Raw genomic sequence first — 19,738 nt, 5'->3', positions numbered from 1 at the left:
CCAGTGAGACCCCATGTCCCTGGTCTGCATAGTGGCTCGTCTCGCAATATGTTGGCAACGAGGGTTAGCTTTGCAGCCAGAGCCTCAAACATAGGAGACGAGCCGTGGTCGATGATACTGCACTTTACGTTGGTTTGGATGTGAGCAAGGAAAAAATTGCCGTTGGCCTTGCTGAAGCGGGCCGCAAGGGGGAGGTACGCTACTATGGCGAGATCGCCAACCGCGCTGATGCGGTGCGCAAATTTGTCGACAAGCTGGCTGGGCGTCACGGGCGCCTGTGCTTTTGCTACGAGGCCGGCCCGACGGGTTATGGATTGTATCGCCAGCTTTCAGGTCTCGGCCACGAATGCCTTGTCGTCGCACCGTCGCTCATTCCAACGCGTCCGGGGCTTCAGATCAAAACGGATCGCCGCGATGCGGTGGCGTTAGCTGCTTTGTTGCGCGCCGGTGAGCTGTCATCCATCTGGGTTCCCGACGAGACGCATGAGGCCATGCGCGATCTTTGCCGGGCGAGGGAAACGGCGGTCTCTGATTTGCGACGGGCACGCCAGCATCTCTTGTCATTTTTGCTCCGCCACGGCCGGGTCTTCGAGGGCCGGTCTCATTGGACAAAAGCACATCGAAACTGGCTGGCGACCCAGCGGTTCGATCACCGGGCGCAGCAAATCGCCATGGAAGAATATATTCGTGCCATCGAGCAAATCGAGGAACGGCGTGAACGGTTGACCCAACAGATGCTGGCGTTCTTGCCGGACTGGTCACTCAACCCGGTGGTGGAAGCGATCCAGGCCTTGCGCGGTGTCGCACAGATCTCAGCGCTGACCCTGGTCTCGGAGATCGGTGACTTTCGGCGCTTTAGCAACCCACGTCAGTTCATGGCCTGGCTGGGACTGGTTCCCAAGGAGCATTCCACAGGCGCAAGCGTGATGCGTGGGTCCATTACCAAGGCGGGTAACACCCGCGCACGACGGATGCTGGTCGAAGGCGCATGGACCTATAGATTACCCGCGCGTGTCGGCCTGGAAATTCTGAAGCGAAGCGAGGGGTTGCCTGAAAATATCAGGGCAATCGCCTGGAAGGCGCAAGTGCGACTATGCCAGCGATACCGGCGTATGCAAGCCAGTGGTCGCCCCACCAATATCGTCATCGTTGCCATCGCACGTGAGCTTGCTGCTTTCGTCTGGGCGATCGCAACGACCATTCCTATCACGTCAACAAAAGCCGCCTGACAAAGAACGGCTCAACACGAAGAAGGAGAAAAGTTTACTTCCATCACACTGCCTATTGTTGGGCGCGGCGGCCGGTCAGGGCAACCCTCGTTGTGATTCTGCGAGCCTGAAAAATGGCAACACGCGTTAACGTGAGACAGAGGAAGGCCCGAGACGAACCACGGTCCTGCGGTATCCAACCCGCGCATCAGAGTCTGATCAACCGTCGTCTCAATGCCGCCGCGTCCTGCAATAGGCAGCATATAATACTCTCTGCGCTGAAAAAGCGAAGCGAAAACCTATGCCGTAACCCTTGAAAACGGACATGAGAATCACAAACCCCTGGTTAGAGCCAGGGGTTTGTCAGCAGTCTGAGGGCGGTTTAACCGGCCTTTTTTTGATCCCAGTTGAGGCTTGATCAATATGCGGCCTTATAGATCGCGAGAGCGTCGGCCTCGGTTACCTTGCGCGGATTGTTGACCAGAAGGCGGGTCTGTTTCATGGCGTCGCGCGCAAGCAGGGGCAGATCATCTTCGGTAATATTCACCTCACGCAATGTCTGCGGTACGCCAAGCTCACGGCTGAGATCTGCGAGCTTTTCGACAAAGGCTTCAGCGCGCTTCTCCGCCGACACGGCGCCAAGTTCCGGGAAAACATCCGCTGCAATTTCCGCGTAGATATGGCTCGCTTCCGGCAGGTTGAAACGCAATACATGCGCAAGCACGAGCGCATTGGACAGGCCGTGCGGAACATGGAAATGCCCGCCAATTGGATAGGCGAGTGCATGAACCGCAGCCACCGGAGAATTGGCAAAGGCCTGACCGGCAAGCAACGAGCCAAGCAGCATGGCAGCCCGTGCATCGCGGTTTTGGCCATCAAAGACCGCTGTGCGGATATTGGAGCCAAGCAATTGCAGGGCGTTGCGTGCCAATGAGCGCGACAGGGGATTGTTGTTGGCAGACGCTGACGCATAGGCCTCGATGGCGTGCACCATCGCATCGATGCCGGTGGCGGCAGTTACCGCTGCTGGCAGACCCACGGTCAAATCCGCGTCGAGGATTGCCATGTCCGGCAGCAGGAGCGGAGAAACGACGCCCTTCTTTTCCGATGTACCCGTGGTGATGATCGAAATCGGTGTGACTTCTGACCCGGTGCCCGCTGTTGTCGGCACCAGAACAAGCGGGAGACGCGGACCGTGCGCTATGTTGACGCCGTAAATGTCGTTGAGCGTTTCACCGCTCTTTGCGATCAGGGCTGCAACCTTTGCAACATCCATTGAGGAGCCGCCGCCAATGGCGAGGACGCCTGTCGCTTCATGCGCCAGGATGTGATCTTTCAACGCGAGAACATTGCTTTCTGGCGGATCAGCCTGCACGTCGTCAAAGATCGAAACGGCAATGTCTGCCTGTTCCAGCGCATTGATTGCAGGGTCCAGAAGTCCGAGCTTGCGCAATCCCTTGTCAGTCACGATCACAACGCGCTTGCCCAACAGGTGCCCAGCAATATCGGCGATCTTCGCCAGACCACCGGTCTGCAGCACGATGGATGGCGTTGTGTTGAAAACGAAATTTTCCATGTGTTCAGTTCTTTCGATTTATCGGTGTCGCGCTTCTGCAAATCAACTTGCGCGCTTCACCTTCAGCTCGCGATCGATCGTGTTTCCGGTAACCCCTTCGCTGCGCAAAATATGCTTCTGGATTTTACCGCTCGATGTCTTCGGAAGAGATTCCAAAATCCGCACATAGCGCGGCACCATAAAGCGGGGTAGGCGGCCTGCAAGAAAATCCAGCAACTCTTCGGCGACAATTTCTTGTCCGTCCACCGGCGTCACGGCGATCAGGACTTCATCTTCGCTCAATTCACTTGGTACTGCGATAGCCGCGCATTCTTTGACGCTGTCGTGAAAAAGGACTTCGGCCTCCAACGCGAAAGACGAGATATTTTCGCCGCGTCGCCGAATGACATCTTTCAGACGATCAACGAAGAAATAAACGCCGTTTTCGTCCTTGCGAAAGCTGTCCCCGGTGTGAAACCAGCCATTGCGCATGGCTTCCACGGTGGCTTTCGGATTGTTGTAATAGCCTTTCATCAAAGCCCATGGACGGTCGGAGCGAATGACAAGTTCACCAGCTGTGCCATCCGGCACTTCGATGTCGTTTTCGTCGACGACACGCAACTGATACCAGGGGCGCGGCTTCCCCGCGATGCCCTTTTGGGTAATGCCGGGACCGGCAACAAGCGGACTGGCGATTTCGGTCATGTTGTAGATGGTCCATGCCTCCACGCCAAATCTCTCGGCGAATAATGGACCGTCTTCGCCAAATGGCGTGATGAAGGCACGACGCAGCGGGTGGTTGCGATCATCCGATGAAACCGGCTGTTTTAAGAGAAAACTGGCCATCACACCCAGCAACAGACAGTAGGTCGAGTTTGTTTCCCGCACTGCTTGCCAGAAGTGCTGTGTTTTGAACTCGCGCATGATACCAATCGATAGTCCGCGCGCCAGCATTGCATAGACATAGAGCGTGGAACCGCAATGAAAGATCGGACTGCAGATCATGCAACGGTCCGTTTCATCGACGCAATCAAAGGCGTCTGGCCCCATCGTATAAAGCTGCACATAAGAGGTCACGACACCCTTGGCATTGCCCGTCGTACCCGACGTGTACATGATGGCAAGCGTGTCCCATGGCTCAATCGGCGTGTCGAGAACGAGTTCGGTTTCGCTGACGGTTTCTACGTCAGTCAAAGGCAGGATTTCCACGCCAGAGATGGCGTGGTTTACGACACCTTCGACCACCAAGACTTTACGCAGTTTGCCCGGAGCGACCTCCTGCAATCGTTCTACCAGATCGGCGTGCGCGACCATCAGTGGCGCATCCGCGTCATCCAGAATATGTTCCAGCGGGCGACCGAGGGCTGCGGTGTTGATCGGCACATAGACCGCGCCGATGTAATTGATGGCGAACCAGGTGGTGAGTAGGTCCGGCCCGTTGCCCATAAAACAAAGGACGTGATCGCCGCGTTTCACGCCGTGGGATTTCAATGTCGCCGCACGCTGGCGAACGCGGTCCCGGGTCGTTTTGTAATCCCATTCGGTCGATGGCCAAAAATGCACGAATGGTGCTGTGGGGCGCTCCGCTGCATATTGATCGAGAAGATATCGCAACACGGAATGGTTGCGGTCGAGCGCACGCTGGTCTGGCGTCATATTCTGAATTCCTCCTACCCGGGCCGCACCTAAACCTCAAAAGAGGGCAGTTGCAAACCTATTTGGAATATGCAACATACTCGGTAGTATGTCAAAGCGAAAACAATTGGGAGGATGGAAATGGCCATAGTCGATATCCAGCGCGAAGGACCGATTGCGGTGGCGCGCTATGACCGTGGCGGCAAGGCCAATGCTCTCAATGAAGAAGCGATCAAGGCGCTCATAGAAGCGGCGGATGAGTTATCGGCGGATGACACGGTTCAGGTCGTTATTATTACTGGCACCGAAAGTCGCTTTTCGGGTGGTGTCGATCTGAAGGACGATAATCTGTGGCGCAACAATGCGGACGCCGTTTCTCGTCACGCGGCTATGTCGCTCGGCGGTGTCATGTGTGATCGATGGCGGTTGTTGCCGCAGATCACCATCGCAGCGGTCGAAGGCCCAGCTGTTGGTGGCGGCGGCATTCTCGCGTTGGCTGCTGATTTTCGCGTTATGGCTGACGGCGCATTCTTTCAGTTTCCCGAAGTCCGTCTGGGCATGACGCTGGGTTGGGGCGGTTTGCCCCTCCTGTCGTCGCTTATCGGTCCGACACGTGCCAAGCGCGCGCTTTTCGCCAATGAGCGGATCGGCGAGCAGGACGCGCTCAATATGGGGCTTTGCGACAAGATTGCGCCTGCGGGTGGCGCGGTCGAAGCTGCAAAACTCTTCGCGCAGACAATTGCGGAATGCCCGCCTTTAGCCCTGCGGATGACCAAGAGGGCCATTGATCAAGAACACCGCGCCAATTGGGCTGCGCCCTATGAAGCAGACCAGTTCTATCTGGCGAGGCTGATTGCAGAAAGTAACAGCCAGTCGGGCTGACACCGTTATTATTTGGGAGGAGGAAAACCATGACAATGAAATCAATGATGCTTTCGGGTGCATTTGCCGCAATGATGCTTGCGAGCCCGGCTTTGGCGGAGCCAGTTCGACTGGGTGTGCTGACGGACATGTCCGGCATGAATTTCGATCTTGCTGGCGAAGGCTCAGTCGTTGCGGCCAAGATGGCCGTCGAGGATTTCGGGGGCAAGTTGAATGGGGAGTCCATCGAAGTCATCGTCGGCGATCATCAGAACAAGCCGGATATCGGTTCCACGCTGGCGCGCAGCTGGATTGACGAGAAGAATGTCAAAGCCATTATCGATGTGCCGACATCGTCGGTCGCCATGGCAGTTCAAGAAATCACGCGCGACAAGGACGTAGCTTTTCTGGCATCCACCGCAGGTTCCTCGGACCTGACGGGCAAAGCCTGCTCGCCAACGACGGCGCAGTGGACTTGGGATACGTATTCGCTTGCCAATGGCACCGGTCGCGCGATGACGCAGGAAGGTGGCAAGAAGTGGTACTTCATTACCGTTGACTATACCTTCGGTCATGCCCTGGAACGGGATACGACAGAAGCTGTCAAGGCAAGCGGCGGTGAAGTTGTGGGCTCTGTTCGTCACCCACGTGAAACCACTGACTTCTCATCTTTCCTGCTTCAGGCGCAAGCATCGGGCGCTGACGTGATCGCTCTTGCCAACTCGTCGGGCGATACGATGACGGCTCTCAAGCAAGCCAATGAATATGGCATTACTCAGGGCGGCCAGAAGATCGCGGGCATGCTGCTGTTTCTCTCCGACGTCCATAGTGTCGGCCTTGAAACGGCAAAAGGCCTGACACTCACTACCGGCTTTTACTGGGATTATGATGATCAAACCCGCGCCTGGTCGAAGCGGTTCGGCGAACGAATGAACGGCAAAATGCCAACGATGGTTCATGCTGGCGTTTATTCGGCTGTCATGAATTATCTCAAGGCGTCGGAGGCGGCAAAGTCCACCAGTGGCAAGGTAGTGCTCGACAAGATGCGCACGATGGATATCAACGACTTCTTCGCCCGCAATGCGAAGCTGCGTGCAGACGGTCGTATGGTACACGACATGTATCTTGTTCAGGTCAAATCTCCTGAGGAATCCAAAGGACCATGGGACTATTACAAAGTTCTGCGCACCATTCCGGGCGACGAAGCGTTCCGTCCGCTCGATAAGGGCAGCTGTCCATTGGTAAAGCAGTAAGAGGCTGATTGGATGGAAGCTTCGACTGTGATAGATGCGGCTCTGCGTGAGGCAGGGCCGTCTGGTTCGGATAATTCGCGGCAGGGTTCTGGGCGTCATGTTTTGTCGGCGCGGGGACTTGGCAAGTCGTTTGGCGGCTTTTACGCGGTGAAGAATGTCGATCTTGATGTGGAACATGCCCGTGTTCATGCGCTGATCGGCCCGAACGGGGCTGGCAAGACGACGGTGTTCAATCTCCTGACCAAGTTTTTGCAGCCGACAAGCGGCGAGATCACGCTTCTGGGCGAAACGATCACCAAAACCGATCCGGCCAAAGTAGCGCGGATGGGATTGGTGCGCTCGTTCCAGATTTCGGCCACCTTCCCGCATCTGACCGTATTGGAAAACGTCAAGGTGGCGTTGCAGCGCCCGAATGGCCTTGCCACGCAATTCTGGCGTGCGCTCTCGGCGCTGGACCGGCTGGACGCGAGAGCCATCGAGCTTCTGGAACGCGTCGGCCTTGCCGATGCCCGTCATGCACTGGCTGCCGATCTCTCCTATGGCCGCAAGCGCGCGCTGGAAATCGCCACCACACTGGCGCTCGATCCGAAAGTGCTGCTGCTCGATGAGCCGATGGCCGGCATGGGCCATGAAGACGTCCACACCATCGCCGCCCTCATTGCCGATGTCGCGAAGGATCGCGCCGTGCTGATGGTGGAACACAATCTCAAGGTGGTGGCCGATATCGCCCACCATGTCACGGTGCTGCAACGCGGCGAGATCCTCGCCTCCGGCAGCTATGCCGACGTCTCGAAGGACGAGCGCGTGCGCACCGCCTATATGGGAACCGAACATGAATAAAGGCCAACCGCTCCTGTCCGTGCGCGGACTGAATGCCTGGTATGGCGAAAGCCATGCCCTGCATGGCGTCGATCTCGACATCTGGCCGGGCGAAACCATCACGCTTCTGGGCCGCAACGGCGTCGGCAAGACGACGACGCTGCGCGCCATCATGGGCATCATCCGCAAGCGTACCGGCACGATCACGCTGGACGGTCGGGATATCATGCGCGTGCCCTTGCACCGCATCGCCCATGCGGGTCTGGGCTTCGTGCCGGAAGAACGCGGCATCTTCGCCTCGCTCAGCGTGCATGAAAACCTGCTTTTGCCGCCTGTCGTCGCCAAAGGCAGTCAGGGCACGATGTCGCTTGACGAAATCTACGAACTCTTTCCCAATCTGCATGAGCGCCGTAACAGCCCCGGCACCAAGCTTTCGGGTGGCGAACAGCAGATGCTGGCAATTGCGCGCATCCTGCGCACCGGGGTCAAGGTGCTGCTGCTCGACGAGCCGACCGAAGGTCTTGCGCCCGTCATCGTGCAGCGCATCGGCGATGTGCTGGTGGAGTTGAAAAAACGTGGCATGACGGTGTTGCTGGTCGAGCAGAATTTCCGCTTCGCCGCCAAGGTCGCCGACCGCTTTTATCTCATGGATCATGGCGTGGTGACGGAAAACTTCCCCACCGCCGAACTGCCCGCCCGCATGGCGGCGCTCAACGAAGCGCTGGGGGTATGACACGATGACAATGATTTTTGGAATACCTTTGCAGGCACTTCTCGGGCAGCTGCTGGTCGGCCTCATCAACGGCTCCTTCTATGCCATGCTAAGTCTCGGCCTTGCCATCATCTTCGGGCTTCTGCGCATCATTAATTTCGCCCATGGCGCGCAATATATGCTGGGTGCCTTTGTCGGCTATCTGCTGTTGAACTGGCTTGGCATCGGCTACTGGCCAGCGCTGATCCTCGCCCCGCTTATCGTCGGCCTCGGTGGCGCGATCATCGAGCGCGTGGCCCTGTCGCGGCTCTACAATCTCGATCCGCTCTATGGCCTGCTCTTCACCTTCGGCCTTGCCCTCGTGATCGAAGGCACGTTCCGCTATTATTATGGCGCTGCCGGTCAGCCTTATGCCGTGCCGCCCTCGCTTGCGGGCGGGCATAATCTCGGCTTCATGTTCCTGCCGAACTATCGCGCCTGGGTGGTCGTTGCCTCGCTGATCATCTGCCTTGGCACCTGGCTTCTGATCGAAAAGACCAAGCTTGGCGCTTATTTGCGCGCCGCCACCGAAAACCCGACACTGGTCAAAGCCTTCGGCATCAATGTGCCGCTGCTTCTCACCTTCACCTATGCGCTGGGTGCGGGTCTTGCAGGCGTGGCCGGCATCATGGCGGCCCCGATCTATCAGGTCAGCCCGCTGATGGGCTCCAACATCATCATCGTGGTCTTTGCCGTGGTGGTTGTCGGCGGCATGGGATCGATCCTCGGCGCCATCATTACCGGCTATGTGCTGGGGCTGGCAGAAGGGCTCACCAAGGTCTTTTATCCGGAAGCCTCCAGCATCGTCATCTTCGTTATCATGGCTATCGTCCTTCTGGTGCGACCCGCCGGACTGTTCGGGAAGGAGGCCTGATATGGCTGATACCGCTCTTAAAGCAACGGCTGCAAGCCAAGGCACCGCTTCATCCCGCAAGCCTGCGATCAACAGCCTGTCGGCGGTCATTCTCGTCATCGCCATCATCGCACTGGCCGCCGCACCCTTCGTGGTCTATCCGATCTTCCTGATGAAGATGCTGTGTTTTGCGCTGTTTGCCTCTGCCTTCAATCTTCTGCTTGGCTATACCGGCATTCTCTCGTTCGGCCATGCGGCCTTCTTCGGGGGCGCTGCCTATATCACCGCGCATACGGTGAAGGAATGGGGCGTGACGCCGGAAGTGGGGCTGATCCTCGGCGTTCTTGCCGCCGCAGCGCTTGGCCTTGTCATCGGCTATCTGGCCATTCGCCGTCAGGGCATCTATTCGACCATGATCACGCTTGCGCTGTCGCAGATGTTCTTCTTCTTCTGCCTGCAGGCGGCCTTCACCCATGGCGAGGACGGCTTGCAGGGCGTGCCGCGCGGATATCTGTTCGGCTTCATTGATCTCAACAACCAGATGAACATGTATTACTTCGTGCTGGCCGTGTTCGTGCTTGGGGTCTTCGCCATCTGGCGCATCACCAACTCGCCCTTCGGCATGATCCTGAAATCGGTGCGCGAAAACGAAAGCCGCGCCATATCGCTCGGCTATTCCGTCAATCAGTACAAGCTGGCCGCATTCGTCATGTCGGCTGGCCTTGCGGGCCTTGCAGGCGGCATGAAGGCGCTCGTCTTCCAGTTTGCAACGCTGACCGATGTCGGCTGGCAGATGTCGGGCGAGGTCATCCTGATGACGCTGCTTGGCGGCATCGGCACGCTGATCGGACCCATCGTCGGCGCAGCCTTCGTCGTCGCCCTCCAGAACTATCTCGCAACATCCGACTTCCCAGTCACAATCGTCACTGGCCTCATCTTCATGGCATGCGTCATCCTCTTCCGTAAAGGTATCGTCGGAGAGTTCTATGCCTGGTTTGAACGGAGGAAGTGAGAATGAACGGCGCTTTATTCACCTATAGCACGACAGTCTCATCGAATTGGATCGACTATAATGGGCATATGGGGGACTATGCCTATGCCATTGTTTTTTCTGATGCGGCGACCGCTTATATGGATCGAATTGGCATCGATGCTACCTATCGCGAGGCAAATAAGGCCACGCTCTACACGCTCGACAGCCGTATCGGCTATCTGAAAGAGTGCCATGCAGATGAAACATTGCAGGTAGAGCTGACCCTGATCGATGCTGATTGTAAGCGTTTGCATGTGTTCATGAGATTGCTCAATGCGAATGGAGAAATATTGGCGCTCTGTGAACAGCTCCTGATGCACATAAGTCGACAGGGACAATATCCACGGGCTGCAGACATGCCGCAAGAGCTACGAGATATCGTATTGGCGGATCTACAAAGCTCGAAGTCTGTTGAGAAAGTGGAATGGATTGACGGTTGTATTGGCCTCAGAAGAAGGCAGCGATAGCTAACACATCATCCGACAAGCGTAATACGGGACAAGCGGTGTCCCGTCTGCACCATCTCCGCGTCTTTCGTCAAATTCACCGATGAGAAAGGCGCAACGCCCGCACAGATCACATCGGCCTGGCTTCTGAAAGAAAGCGATAGATTATAAGATTGTTGCGAGGTAGTCGGTCGAAGTTTTGCATGTTCGTTTCAGCGTTGGACCTACCATCCGAAGTGTCGAAAGCAGCCACTCCGTTTTAGGCATTGTCGGTGGGTGAACGTGCGTTCATCGATTCCGAGTGCGCTGTGACTAGCAGCAGGCAGCAGGGTCAGCCTGGTGGTCGGCTGCATCGACATGTTGCGCGAAGCACTCGAGGATTATCCTTCGGTCGCGGTTCCTGCTCTGATCATTGGCGGGCTTGGTTCAGATGCAGGCGAGCCTCCGCGTTTTCCCGAGAATATGCCAACTATAGCGCTTTCTTGCTGGTTTGCGGTGTCTATCTGCTCGACTTAAACTCCTTTTGTCTCAAGCGCGTTGATCCGGGATGTCGCAATTATAAAACCGTGACGGGCAAACCAAAGTTACGGGTTGTGAATATGGTTGATTTTCAGTCAGGTTCGGGAGCAAGATGGATATGAACGGCGGCTTTTTTCAGAACGGCTGATAGAGCAGGGGCAGGCATTTCATTGGTGATCACGGTCGTAATGTCGTGAACCGATCCAAGTCTGACCATCGCTCGTTTGCCAAATTTTGAGCTGTCAACTGCGAGCAGCTTGTGTGCCGCTTGTCGCAATGCGGCTGAAACGACAGCCACTTCCGTATGGTCGTCGTCACAAAGATCACCGTCATCATCAACGCCGCTGACGGAAATGATTGCATAGTCGAACTTGAAGCGTCGGATGAATTCCGGTGTATCTTCCTGAAACATCCCGCCATCGATGGGTCGAACAAAGCCACCAGGAACAGCGAGCGTGAAATCTGTTTTCTCACTGATAATGGCTGCTGATCGCAGGCTATATGTGACAACATGCAGGCGCTCTCTGCTGATAAGGGTATTGGCAATCGCTTCGCATGTTGTGCCGGTATCGAGGAAAACAGTGGCGCCATCGGGAATGAGCGCGACGACAGCTTCGGCAATTCGCACCTTCTCGTCGGCCCGATCATGTCTGCGCTGACGGTAGGTCACGGGATCGAGTGGCGTCAGTTGCGACACGCCGCCATGCAGTTTCCGGACTTTGCCCCTATGTTCCAGGTCCGCAATGTCGCGCCGCGCCGTCTGAGTGGTGACATGGAACCGTTCTGCGATCTCTTCAAGAGAAACATAATGGCTGTTTTCAATCCATTGCAACAACGCCTGCTGCCGGATTTCCTTCTTGTTGCCACCGGGACCGGAAAGTTCGCTCATGGTTGTCGTTATGTCCTTATGCGCCTGATCACTCAGATCCATCTCTCATTTCCAGGTTGAATGAGGCGAGGAAATCGTGGGGTTAAAATAGCAATATCTGGGTGAATCGATTAGCGAATAAAAATGTAATATTAATGACATTTACTATTAAGGACCGCAGGTTTTGGAGTCCTCGCATCCCGGTCGGGAGTAAAATGTAATAAAAGTGACATTGAACTCTGTCATTTCAGCATCGATTGAAGTTGGATGATCAATCCGGCTGTCACATTGATGAAATGGAAGCATCTTCCAGGAAAAGGACCGAGGGATGGTAACGGGGACGACCAAACGCAACGGAAAACTTTTGGCTCTGACTGCGCAGCTTTTATGCGGTGTCGCAGTCGCAGGAATTGCTGCCGCTCCGGCGCGCGCAGCCGATAGCTATGACATTCGCGTCATGACGATCAACATCTGGAACAAGTTCAAACAGAACCCGGAATTGACAGCGGACTTTATGGCAGCAGCCAATTTCGACGTGCTCGGGATGCAGGAAGTCAACGGTAGTACCTATGTTACGCGCATACCGGATTTCCTTCAAACTGCGGGTCGCGGCACTTACGGTAATGTGCAGGTCGGCGATGTGGGTATCATTTCCCGTTTGCCGGGCAAATTCGGCACGATCAATCTGGGCGGAAATACGCAAGGTCGCTATGTCAGCTATACTCAGCTGGACGCCCAGGGCTCCCGTCCGCAGACACTCATCGGCACGGTTCATCTCGATTATGCAGATGGATCGACCGGTCGCGTGAATGAAGCCCAAGCCCTCAACACATGGGCAAAAGGAGCCACCCAGCCGATCATGGTCATGGGCGACTTCAATGCGGGGGATGTTTCCGAGCGCGGCCTTCATCACATCGATGCGCAGATCAGACTGATGCAGCAATCTGACGGCAACACCTTTTATCGCGATCTGACGCGGCAATATGTTCTCAACGCCGATCAGCAGACGATGCGTTCGGTCATTCAGGAAGCATATGTCGGACAGGACATCGACACCCTGTCGTGGAAGCAATGGGGCGACGCTCTTTCCGCCGCCTACAAGGCCGGGAAGAATGTCGGGCTGCAAGACGAAACCTATGCGGTTGCCAACAACACGCCGGTTACGATGAATGTGCTCAAGAAGCAGTACATGCTGCTCCAGACGGATGCGGTCCGCGAAGACTTCAGGCCGCATGATCTCAACGATGGCAGCACCACATGGCCGTCGGCAGGCGAGGACGCAACCAATACCTGGGCGAGCTGGGACCGTGCCAAGATCGATCATTTCCTCGTCTCGCGGCCATTCGGAAAATGGTATGAGATTGTGGATGATCCCAATGATCCCTACACCGGAGTGATCAAGGACGTAAAAGTCACTCGGCCGGGCCGTCAGCCGGAAGCGATCTCCGACCATGAACCCGTTGCGCATGATTTTCGATGGGTTGGCCCGCAGCTCCAGACTTACTCGGAAAATGAAACGAGCAAAACGCGTCTCGTTTGGGGCGCCAATGCTTACGGCTTCGCGGAAAAGAACAAGGAATTTGTTCTAACCCGAAACAATCAACGCAGGGATCTCTATCTGGGCCAGATTTCGGATGCCAATGGCAAACCGATTCTGACCGATCTGACGCTTGACGAAAAGAAGACATTGCTGAACTGCGACAGCACGGATGCGCGCTTCCAGCAGGCCATCAAGGACTATTGTATCGACGATCATTCCTTTATCGGTGAAACGGCTGTCACCGACGGCGGGACGATCCTCGTCAGCGAAGATGCGGCTCTTGGCAATGCCGATGCTCGGCTGCGTCTCATTGATGGCGGTCTGCGTATAACGGGCAGCGACATGAAAACGCTGGATCGCACCGTGTCCCTTGAGGGACTTGGATGGATCGACATCGCGGATGCAGACAACCGCGTGACGCTGCTGCAGCAAGCCACAGGAGAGGGGGCGCTGCTCAAGCGCGGAGCCGGTACGCTCGTTCTGGGCCAGGCAAACAGCTACACGGGCGGAACCTTGGTGGAAGGCGGAGTGCTTCAGGCTGGCGTGGACGGGGCATTCGTCGACAATACGGCCTTCTCGGTGAATGGTGGCAAGCTCGATCTCAACAATTTCAATGTGAGCATGTCGTCGCTGATGGGCGAGGGCGGGACATTGAGCCTCGGCTCGGCAGCTCTGACCGTGGACCAGTCCGCCAATACCCGTTTCGACGGCAATATTGATGGTACTGGCAGTCTCACGAAGTCCGGCACTGGTGTTCTGGTCCTGAATGGTGCCAACACCTATACAGGCGGCACGACTGTGAAAGAAGGTGGGCTGGTCATTGGCGATGCATCCCATTCAGGTGCATTCCTTGTCGGCACAGCCAGCGTTGAAAACGGCGCATATCTGGCTGGCGCAGGTTCAGTCGGAGGCCTTTATGCCGGCGCTGGCAGTATCATCGCACCGGGCAATTCTATCGGCACGCTGAAGGTCGATGGCAATCTGGCCTTTGATGCGGGAGCCACTTACGTTGCGGAAATTGATGCTTCCGGTAAAAGCGATCGCATCGATGTGAGTGGAACGGCGACGCTTGGTGGCGCGAAGGTCTATATAGAAAAAGCCGCCGGCACCTATATGCCCGGCAAGAGCTACACCATTTTAAGTGCTGAAGGCGGCATCGTGGGTACGTTTGGCGATTTGAGCCAGAACATGCCTTTCGTCGATCTTGGCCTGGCCTATGATCCCAACGCAGTCTACCTCAACATCGCACGCAACGACATCGACTTCGCTGCTACGGCAAAGACAGGCAATCAGAAGTCGGTAGCTGTCGCTGTCGAAGCGCTTGGTGCTGGCAATGCTGTTTACGACACGGTCGTCATGCAGGACAACGAAGACAATGCGCGTCGCGCATTCAATGCACTCTCAGGTGAAGTTCATGCATCGATGCGAACTGCGATCATCAATGACAGCTCGATCATTCGCAATGCCGTCATGGAACGCGTTGACGCGGCGTTTGGCGGTAGTGGGCAGAGTGCTGCCTCATCATCCGTCGCAACAGACATGGCTTCATCGCAGGTTTCGGCACCGCGCGCCGCGATCTGGGGACAGGCACTTGGCCAGTGGAGTGAAACCGGCGCGGATGGAAATGCTGGCAAGCTGAAGCAATCAACGGGCGGCTTTGTTGCAGGCTATGACGCGGAAGTCGTCGAGAATTGGAGGCTGGGCGCTCTCGCGGGCTATAGCCGCACCAGTTTCGATGTGAATGATCGCAACTCGTCTGGCCACAGTGACAACTATCATCTGGGTATCTATGGGGGCACCCAGTGGAGCGCGACTGCGCTCAAGGCAGGTCTTGCCTATAGCTGGCACAAGATCGAAACTGATCGCCTTGTCGCTTTCCCGGGCTTTTCAGAAAGTCTTGATGCCGATTACAGCGCAGACACCTTTCAGGCATTCGGCGAACTCTCGCATCGTTTTGATGTGAACGGAACGGCGATTGAGCCATTTGCAAATGTTGCGGTGGTGCGCCTGCAAACTGGGCGGTTCGATGAACATGGCGGGAATGCCGCGCTCCGGATTGGAAAAGAAACGGCGACAACCACGTTTACCACAATTGGTCTTCGGGCTTCTGCTCCAGTCGTATTCGGCAGTATGAATGCAAGGCTTAACGGTACGGCTGGCTGGCAGCACGCCTATGGCGATACCATTCCGACGACAGCAGCCTCGTTCGATGCCGGAACGGTATTTGAATTGGCCGGTGCACCAATTGCGAAGGACACCGCGATTATCAAGGCTGGCCTTGATATTGATCTGGGCAATCAGACGACGCTGGGTCTTGAATATTCCGGCCAATATGGTTCGAGCTTTAATCAGAACTCGGGTAAGGCCAAGCTTAGCGTAAAGTTCTAAGCCCTATTGAGCAAAGTTGTGGCCGGTGAGACATTCATTTCTCACCGGCCATCTTGTTTTCGTAGACAGTTAATCCGTACACTAGCCCAAGCGTAAATCTACACGCGGCTTGCCGTGCACGTCGTTGGTAGCAAAGGCTCGATGCGAATCCGGTACCCATCGGAGAACCAAAAGAAATCATGCATATCAACGCCTCCTCTACAAGGAGGTGAATCACGATCAAGTTGAATAGGAAGATCAATTGTTGGGTCCGGTGTCTAGGAAAATACCTTAGCTTCCCGAGGACAGTTTCATGAAATCTGTCGGCTTCTGTCAGAAAACTCTCACTTTACCGCCAACCCGGGCGCGCTTGTAAAGATCAATCACATCACTATTGGTTATGCGAAAGCAACCGGACGACGCGGCAGTCCCTATGGTTTCCGGCTTATTGGAGCCATGGATGCGATAAAGCGCTCTTGCACCAAGCGGATTATCGGGACCGCCAGCCATATGAGCGGGCAGGTCGGGCCTGTGTTCCCGCATTGATGCAGGTGGACGCCAGTCGGGCCATTCGCGCTTGGCGGTGATCCGTTCGGTGCCATACCAGCCAAACCCTTCGCGGCCGACACCCACTGCTAGCTTTGTCATAGTGTAGCATTTGCCCGGCATATAGGTGCCGGCAGCTTGTTCTACATAAACTTTAGCGCCCCCAACCGTTGCCGTCCCGCAAACATTGATGCGGTCGCTTTTACATGATGATCAGTTGAAGCGTCTGAGCGCCCTTGGCGATCAGCTCAAGGCGTACTGGGCGGATTGTCGATTTCGAGGCGTTCTGGCCTGACCTGAAGAAGGCGCTCGCCTCGTATATACGAGCGGGGCATTTCGACCCATGGAAAGCTGCGGGCCATTCTAGACGCGGCAACTTAGCGAGACAGCGCCGTTTAGGGCATGTTCTTCATCATTTCATGGGTAACGGGCATCATATTCTCGTTGAGATGATGCATGACCCAAAGTGAGCCTGCCAGAGCGATGCCGACAATGATGAGCGTAAATATCAGCGCCATCAGCGTCCAGCCCCCCTCCGACGTCGGGCTCATATGTAGAAAATAGATCATATGCACCACGATCTGGACAGCCCCTATGCCCATGACAAGCATTGCGGTTAGCTGCCTGCTGGCAAGCACATCTCCCATGACAAGCCAAAACGGAATGGCTGTGAGAATGACCGACAGGACAAAGCCTGTCATGTAGCCGCTGAAAGTCGCGTGGACTTCGCCTGCCCCTGATCCATGCGGGTCTTGATGGTGGCTGGGCTGGGTTCCGTGGTGTGGGCTATTTACGCTCATCCGAGGACTCCCAATAAATATACGAAGGAGAACACGCCAATCCAGATAACATCCAGAAAATGCCAAAACATCGAAAGGCACATCAGGCGTCGGCGATTTTCGACAATCAGCCCATGGCGCATGACCTGCAACATAAGCGTAATCAACCAGACGATACCAAAAGTAACGTGCAGCCCGTGCGTGCCGACGAGGGTGAAGAAGGAGGACAGGAATGCCGAACGGCCAGGTCCTGCGCCTTCATGAATGAGATGACTGAATTCGTAAATCTCGATTGCCAGAAACGCTGCGCCGAAAATGCCGGTAATGGCCAGCCAGAACAATGTTGCAGTTTTCTCATCTCGCTGCATCTGCAGCATGGCGAACCCATATGTAATCGACGACAGAAGCAGCATTGCCGTATTGATTGCAACCAGATTGAGATCAAATAAATCTGCCGGTGAAGGTCCTGCCGCATAGTTGCGACCGAGCACGCCATAGGTGGCAAACAGGACAGCAAATATCAGGCAGTCACTCATCAGATAGAGCCAGAAGCCCAGCGTCGTGCTGTTTTCCGGATGATGGTCTTCCGCCAGATAAAACTGCGGCTTCTCGGCTTGATCTAGATGTATCTCTGTCATCGGGCCTATCCAGCGAGAAGTTTTGAACGGGCGTCTTCTGTCGCCGCAACTGTTTCAGCGGGGATATAGAAGTCACGTTGATAGTTGAATGTGTGCCCTATTGCGGCGATCAGCAAAGCGGCAAAGGACAGGATTGCCAGCCACCAGATGTACCATATGAGGGCAAAGGCAAGGACGACGCTCAGTGCGGCCAGTATGACACCGGCGCCTGTATTGCGCGGCATATGAATGGGGCGGAAGCCGGTCAGCGGTCGTTCATGGCCGCGGTTTTTCATATCATACCAGCTGTCGAGATCGTGAACCACGGGCGTAAAGGCGAAGTTGTATTCCGGCGGAGGCGAGGACGTCGACCATTCAAGCGTACGGCCGCCCCATGGATCACCGGTAAGGTCACGCAATTGCTCCCGCTTCAAATAACTCACGACGAGCTGGACGAGAAAGGACGCGATTCCGAGCGCGATCAAGACAGCGCCGAAGGCCGCAATGACAAACCATATCTGCAAGGAAGGATCTTCAAACTGGCTCAGCCGCCGGGTAACCCCTTTCAGCCCAAGAACATACAGCGGCATGAAGGCGAAGAAGAAGCCGATCTGCCAGAACCAGAAGCTCATCTTTCCCCAGAAAGGATCAAGCTTATAGCCGAATGCCTTCGGCCACCAGTAAACGAGCCCTGCCATCAGGCCGAAGACAACACCACCGATAATCACGTTATGAAAATGGGCGATGAGAAAGAGCGAATTGTGCAGTACGAAATCGGCCGGTGGAATTGCAAGCATCACACCCGTCATACCGCCGATCACGAATGTCACCATGAAGCCGATCGTCCATAACATGGGCACTTCATAGCGGATACGTCCGCGATACATTGTGAAGAGCCAGTTGAACATCTTCGCCCCGGTGGGGATGGAGATGATCATCGTCGTGATACCGAAGAACGCATTGACCGAAGCGCCAGACCCCATTGTGAAGAAGTGGTGGAGCCACACAATATAGGACAGGATCATGATGACGCAGGTTGCGTAGACCATCGACGCATAGCCAAACAGGCGCTTGCCGCAGAAGGTTGCGACCACTTCGGAAAAAATGCCGAAAGCCGGCAATACAAGAATGTAGACTTCCGGGTGACCCCATATCCAGATGAGGTTGATATACATCATCGGATTGCCACCAAGATCGTTGGTGAAGAAATTCGTCCCCACATAACGATCCAGCGACAGAAGGGCGAGCGTTGCAGTTAGGATGGGGAATGTCGCCACAATGAGCACGTTGGTGCAAAGCGAGGTCCAGGTGAAGACCGGCATTTTCATGAAGGACATGCCCGGAGCTCGCATCTTGACGATGGTGGCTATCAAATTGATACCAGAAAGCGTCGTGCCCACGCCCGCGACCTGCAGGCCCCATATATAATAATCGACCCCAACGTCGGGACTGTAGTCAATGCCAGACAAGGGGGGATAGGCTAACCAGCCAGTGCGGGCGAACTCTCCTACAAAAAGCGACATCATGATGATGATGGCGCCGCCGGTTGTCATCCAGAACGAGAAATTATTGAGAAACGGGAACGAAACGTCCCGCGCACCTATCTGCAGCGGGACAACATAGTTCATCAAGCCCGTCACGAAGGGCATGGCCATGAAAAAAATCATGATAACGCCATGCGCGGTGAATATCTGGTCGTAATGGTGCGGCGGCAGATAGCCTTCATACCCGTTGAACGCTATTGCCTGCTGGATGCGCATCATGATGGCGTCGGCAAAACCACGCAGAAGCATGATCAATGCGAGAATGACATACATGATGCCGATCTTCTTGTGGTCCACACTGGTGAACCATTCGTTCCACAGATACCCCCAAAGCCTGAAATAGGTAATCGACCCCACAACCGCGATACCCCCAATTGCGACCACTATGAAGGTCACCAGGAGGATTGGTTCGTGATAGGGTATCGCTTCCAGGGAGAGGCGCCCGAAGATCATACTCGTGGAACTGTCACCGCCAATCATGATAGAACATTCCCGAAGTTACTGTTATCCGATTGCAGATTCTTCAATCTTTTGGTCTTGCCCT

15 protein-coding genes and 1 pseudogene are annotated in these 19,738 nt (G+C 55.5%); 9 read left to right on the top strand and 7 right to left on the bottom strand.

The window, feature by feature from the left end:
• The first annotated feature begins 104 nt into the window (after window positions 1–104).
• Window positions 105–1,229: an IS110 family transposase gene (locus MKS82_RS27955; protein ID WP_240578566.1), complete on the top strand. Its 1,125-nt coding sequence runs from the start codon at window positions 105–107 to the stop codon at window positions 1,227–1,229.
• A 397-nt stretch (window positions 1,230–1,626) separates the two neighbouring features.
• Here MKS82_RS27955 and MKS82_RS27950 read toward each other — a convergent pair whose 3' ends face one another.
• Together MKS82_RS27950 and MKS82_RS27945 are read right to left on the bottom strand one after the other, a co-directional pair.
• On the bottom strand, window positions 1,627–2,784 hold the full coding sequence (locus MKS82_RS27950) for an iron-containing alcohol dehydrogenase (protein WP_125303018.1): 1,158 nt from the start codon (window positions 2,782–2,784) through the stop codon (window positions 1,627–1,629).
• Between the two features lie 42 nt (window positions 2,785–2,826).
• The gene (locus tag MKS82_RS27945; protein ID WP_240579570.1) at window positions 2,827–4,419 is read right to left on the bottom strand and encodes an AMP-binding protein; all 1,593 of its coding nucleotides are present in this window, start codon (window positions 4,417–4,419) and stop codon (window positions 2,827–2,829) included.
• A gap of 120 nt (window positions 4,420–4,539) precedes the next feature.
• Between MKS82_RS27945 and MKS82_RS27940 the strand changes: the two genes are divergently transcribed.
• From MKS82_RS27940 to MKS82_RS27910, 7 genes are read left to right on the top strand one after another with little or no spacing between them, the layout of a single operon-like run.
• A complete protein-coding gene (locus MKS82_RS27940; RefSeq protein WP_078341174.1) occupies window positions 4,540–5,280 on the top strand; it encodes an enoyl-CoA hydratase/isomerase family protein in 741 nt (246 codons plus the stop codon).
• A 29-nt stretch (window positions 5,281–5,309) separates the two neighbouring features.
• Window positions 5,310–6,512 carry an ABC transporter substrate-binding protein gene (locus MKS82_RS27935; protein WP_125303013.1) on the top strand — a complete coding sequence of 401 codons (1,203 nt, stop codon included), beginning with the start codon at window positions 5,310–5,312 and terminating at the stop codon, window positions 6,510–6,512.
• A gap of 12 nt (window positions 6,513–6,524) precedes the next feature.
• Entirely contained in the window at window positions 6,525–7,352 is an 828-nt protein-coding gene (locus MKS82_RS27930; RefSeq protein ID WP_240579569.1) for an ABC transporter ATP-binding protein, read from the top strand.
• The gene (locus tag MKS82_RS27925; protein ID WP_240579568.1) at window positions 7,345–8,064 is read left to right on the top strand and encodes an ABC transporter ATP-binding protein; all 720 of its coding nucleotides are present in this window, start codon (window positions 7,345–7,347) and stop codon (window positions 8,062–8,064) included. The genes MKS82_RS27930 and MKS82_RS27925 overlap by 8 nt, the downstream gene beginning before the upstream one ends.
• A 4-nt stretch (window positions 8,065–8,068) precedes the next feature.
• A complete protein-coding gene (locus MKS82_RS27920) occupies window positions 8,069–8,956 on the top strand; it encodes a branched-chain amino acid ABC transporter permease (protein ID WP_240579567.1) in 888 nt (295 codons plus the stop codon).
• Window position 8,957: 1 nt separating this feature from the next.
• Entirely contained in the window at window positions 8,958–9,947 is a 990-nt protein-coding gene (locus tag MKS82_RS27915) for a branched-chain amino acid ABC transporter permease (RefSeq protein WP_125303004.1), read from the top strand.
• Between the two features lie 2 nt (window positions 9,948–9,949).
• Entirely contained in the window at window positions 9,950–10,435 is a 486-nt protein-coding gene (locus MKS82_RS27910) for a thioesterase family protein (protein WP_151558594.1), read from the top strand.
• Between the two features lie 589 nt (window positions 10,436–11,024).
• Here MKS82_RS27910 and MKS82_RS27905 read toward each other — a convergent pair.
• Entirely contained in the window at window positions 11,025–11,864 is an 840-nt protein-coding gene (locus MKS82_RS27905; protein ID WP_125302998.1) for a DeoR/GlpR family DNA-binding transcription regulator, read from the bottom strand.
• Window positions 11,865–12,129: 265 nt separating this feature from the next.
• On the opposite strand from MKS82_RS27905, the gene MKS82_RS27900 reads away from it, so the two are divergent.
• Complete coding sequence (locus MKS82_RS27900; protein WP_240579566.1) at window positions 12,130–15,729, top strand: autotransporter domain-containing protein; 3,600 nt, start codon at window positions 12,130–12,132, stop codon at window positions 15,727–15,729.
• Window positions 15,730–16,041: 312 nt separating this feature from the next.
• Here the strand turns inward: MKS82_RS27900 and MKS82_RS27895 are convergent.
• From MKS82_RS27895 to cyoB, 4 genes and pseudogenes are all read right to left on the bottom strand, one after another.
• Window positions 16,042–16,341: pseudogene (locus tag MKS82_RS27895) on the bottom strand (L,D-transpeptidase); the annotation flags it as partial.
• 308 nt (window positions 16,342–16,649) lie between these two features.
• On the bottom strand, window positions 16,650–17,054 hold the full coding sequence (gene cyoD, locus MKS82_RS27890; RefSeq protein ID WP_151648956.1) for a cytochrome o ubiquinol oxidase subunit IV: 405 nt from the start codon (window positions 17,052–17,054) through the stop codon (window positions 16,650–16,652).
• Window positions 17,051–17,671: a cytochrome o ubiquinol oxidase subunit III gene (gene cyoC, locus MKS82_RS27885; protein ID WP_176038488.1), complete on the bottom strand. Its 621-nt coding sequence runs from the start codon at window positions 17,669–17,671 to the stop codon at window positions 17,051–17,053. Before cyoC ends, cyoD begins: the two co-directional genes overlap by 4 nt.
• Window positions 17,672–17,676: 5 nt before the next feature.
• On the bottom strand, window positions 17,677–19,674 hold the full coding sequence (gene cyoB, locus MKS82_RS27880) for a cytochrome o ubiquinol oxidase subunit I (protein ID WP_240579565.1): 1,998 nt from the start codon (window positions 19,672–19,674) through the stop codon (window positions 17,677–17,679).
• Between the last annotated feature and the right edge of the window lie 64 nt (window positions 19,675–19,738).

The organism is Ochrobactrum sp. A-1 (genome assembly GCF_022488005.1).
Taxonomy (GTDB): Bacteria; Pseudomonadota; Alphaproteobacteria; order Rhizobiales; family Rhizobiaceae; genus Brucella.
Note: the sequence above shows the minus strand (reverse complement) of the source record. Positions and strands in the feature narration are given on the sequence as shown.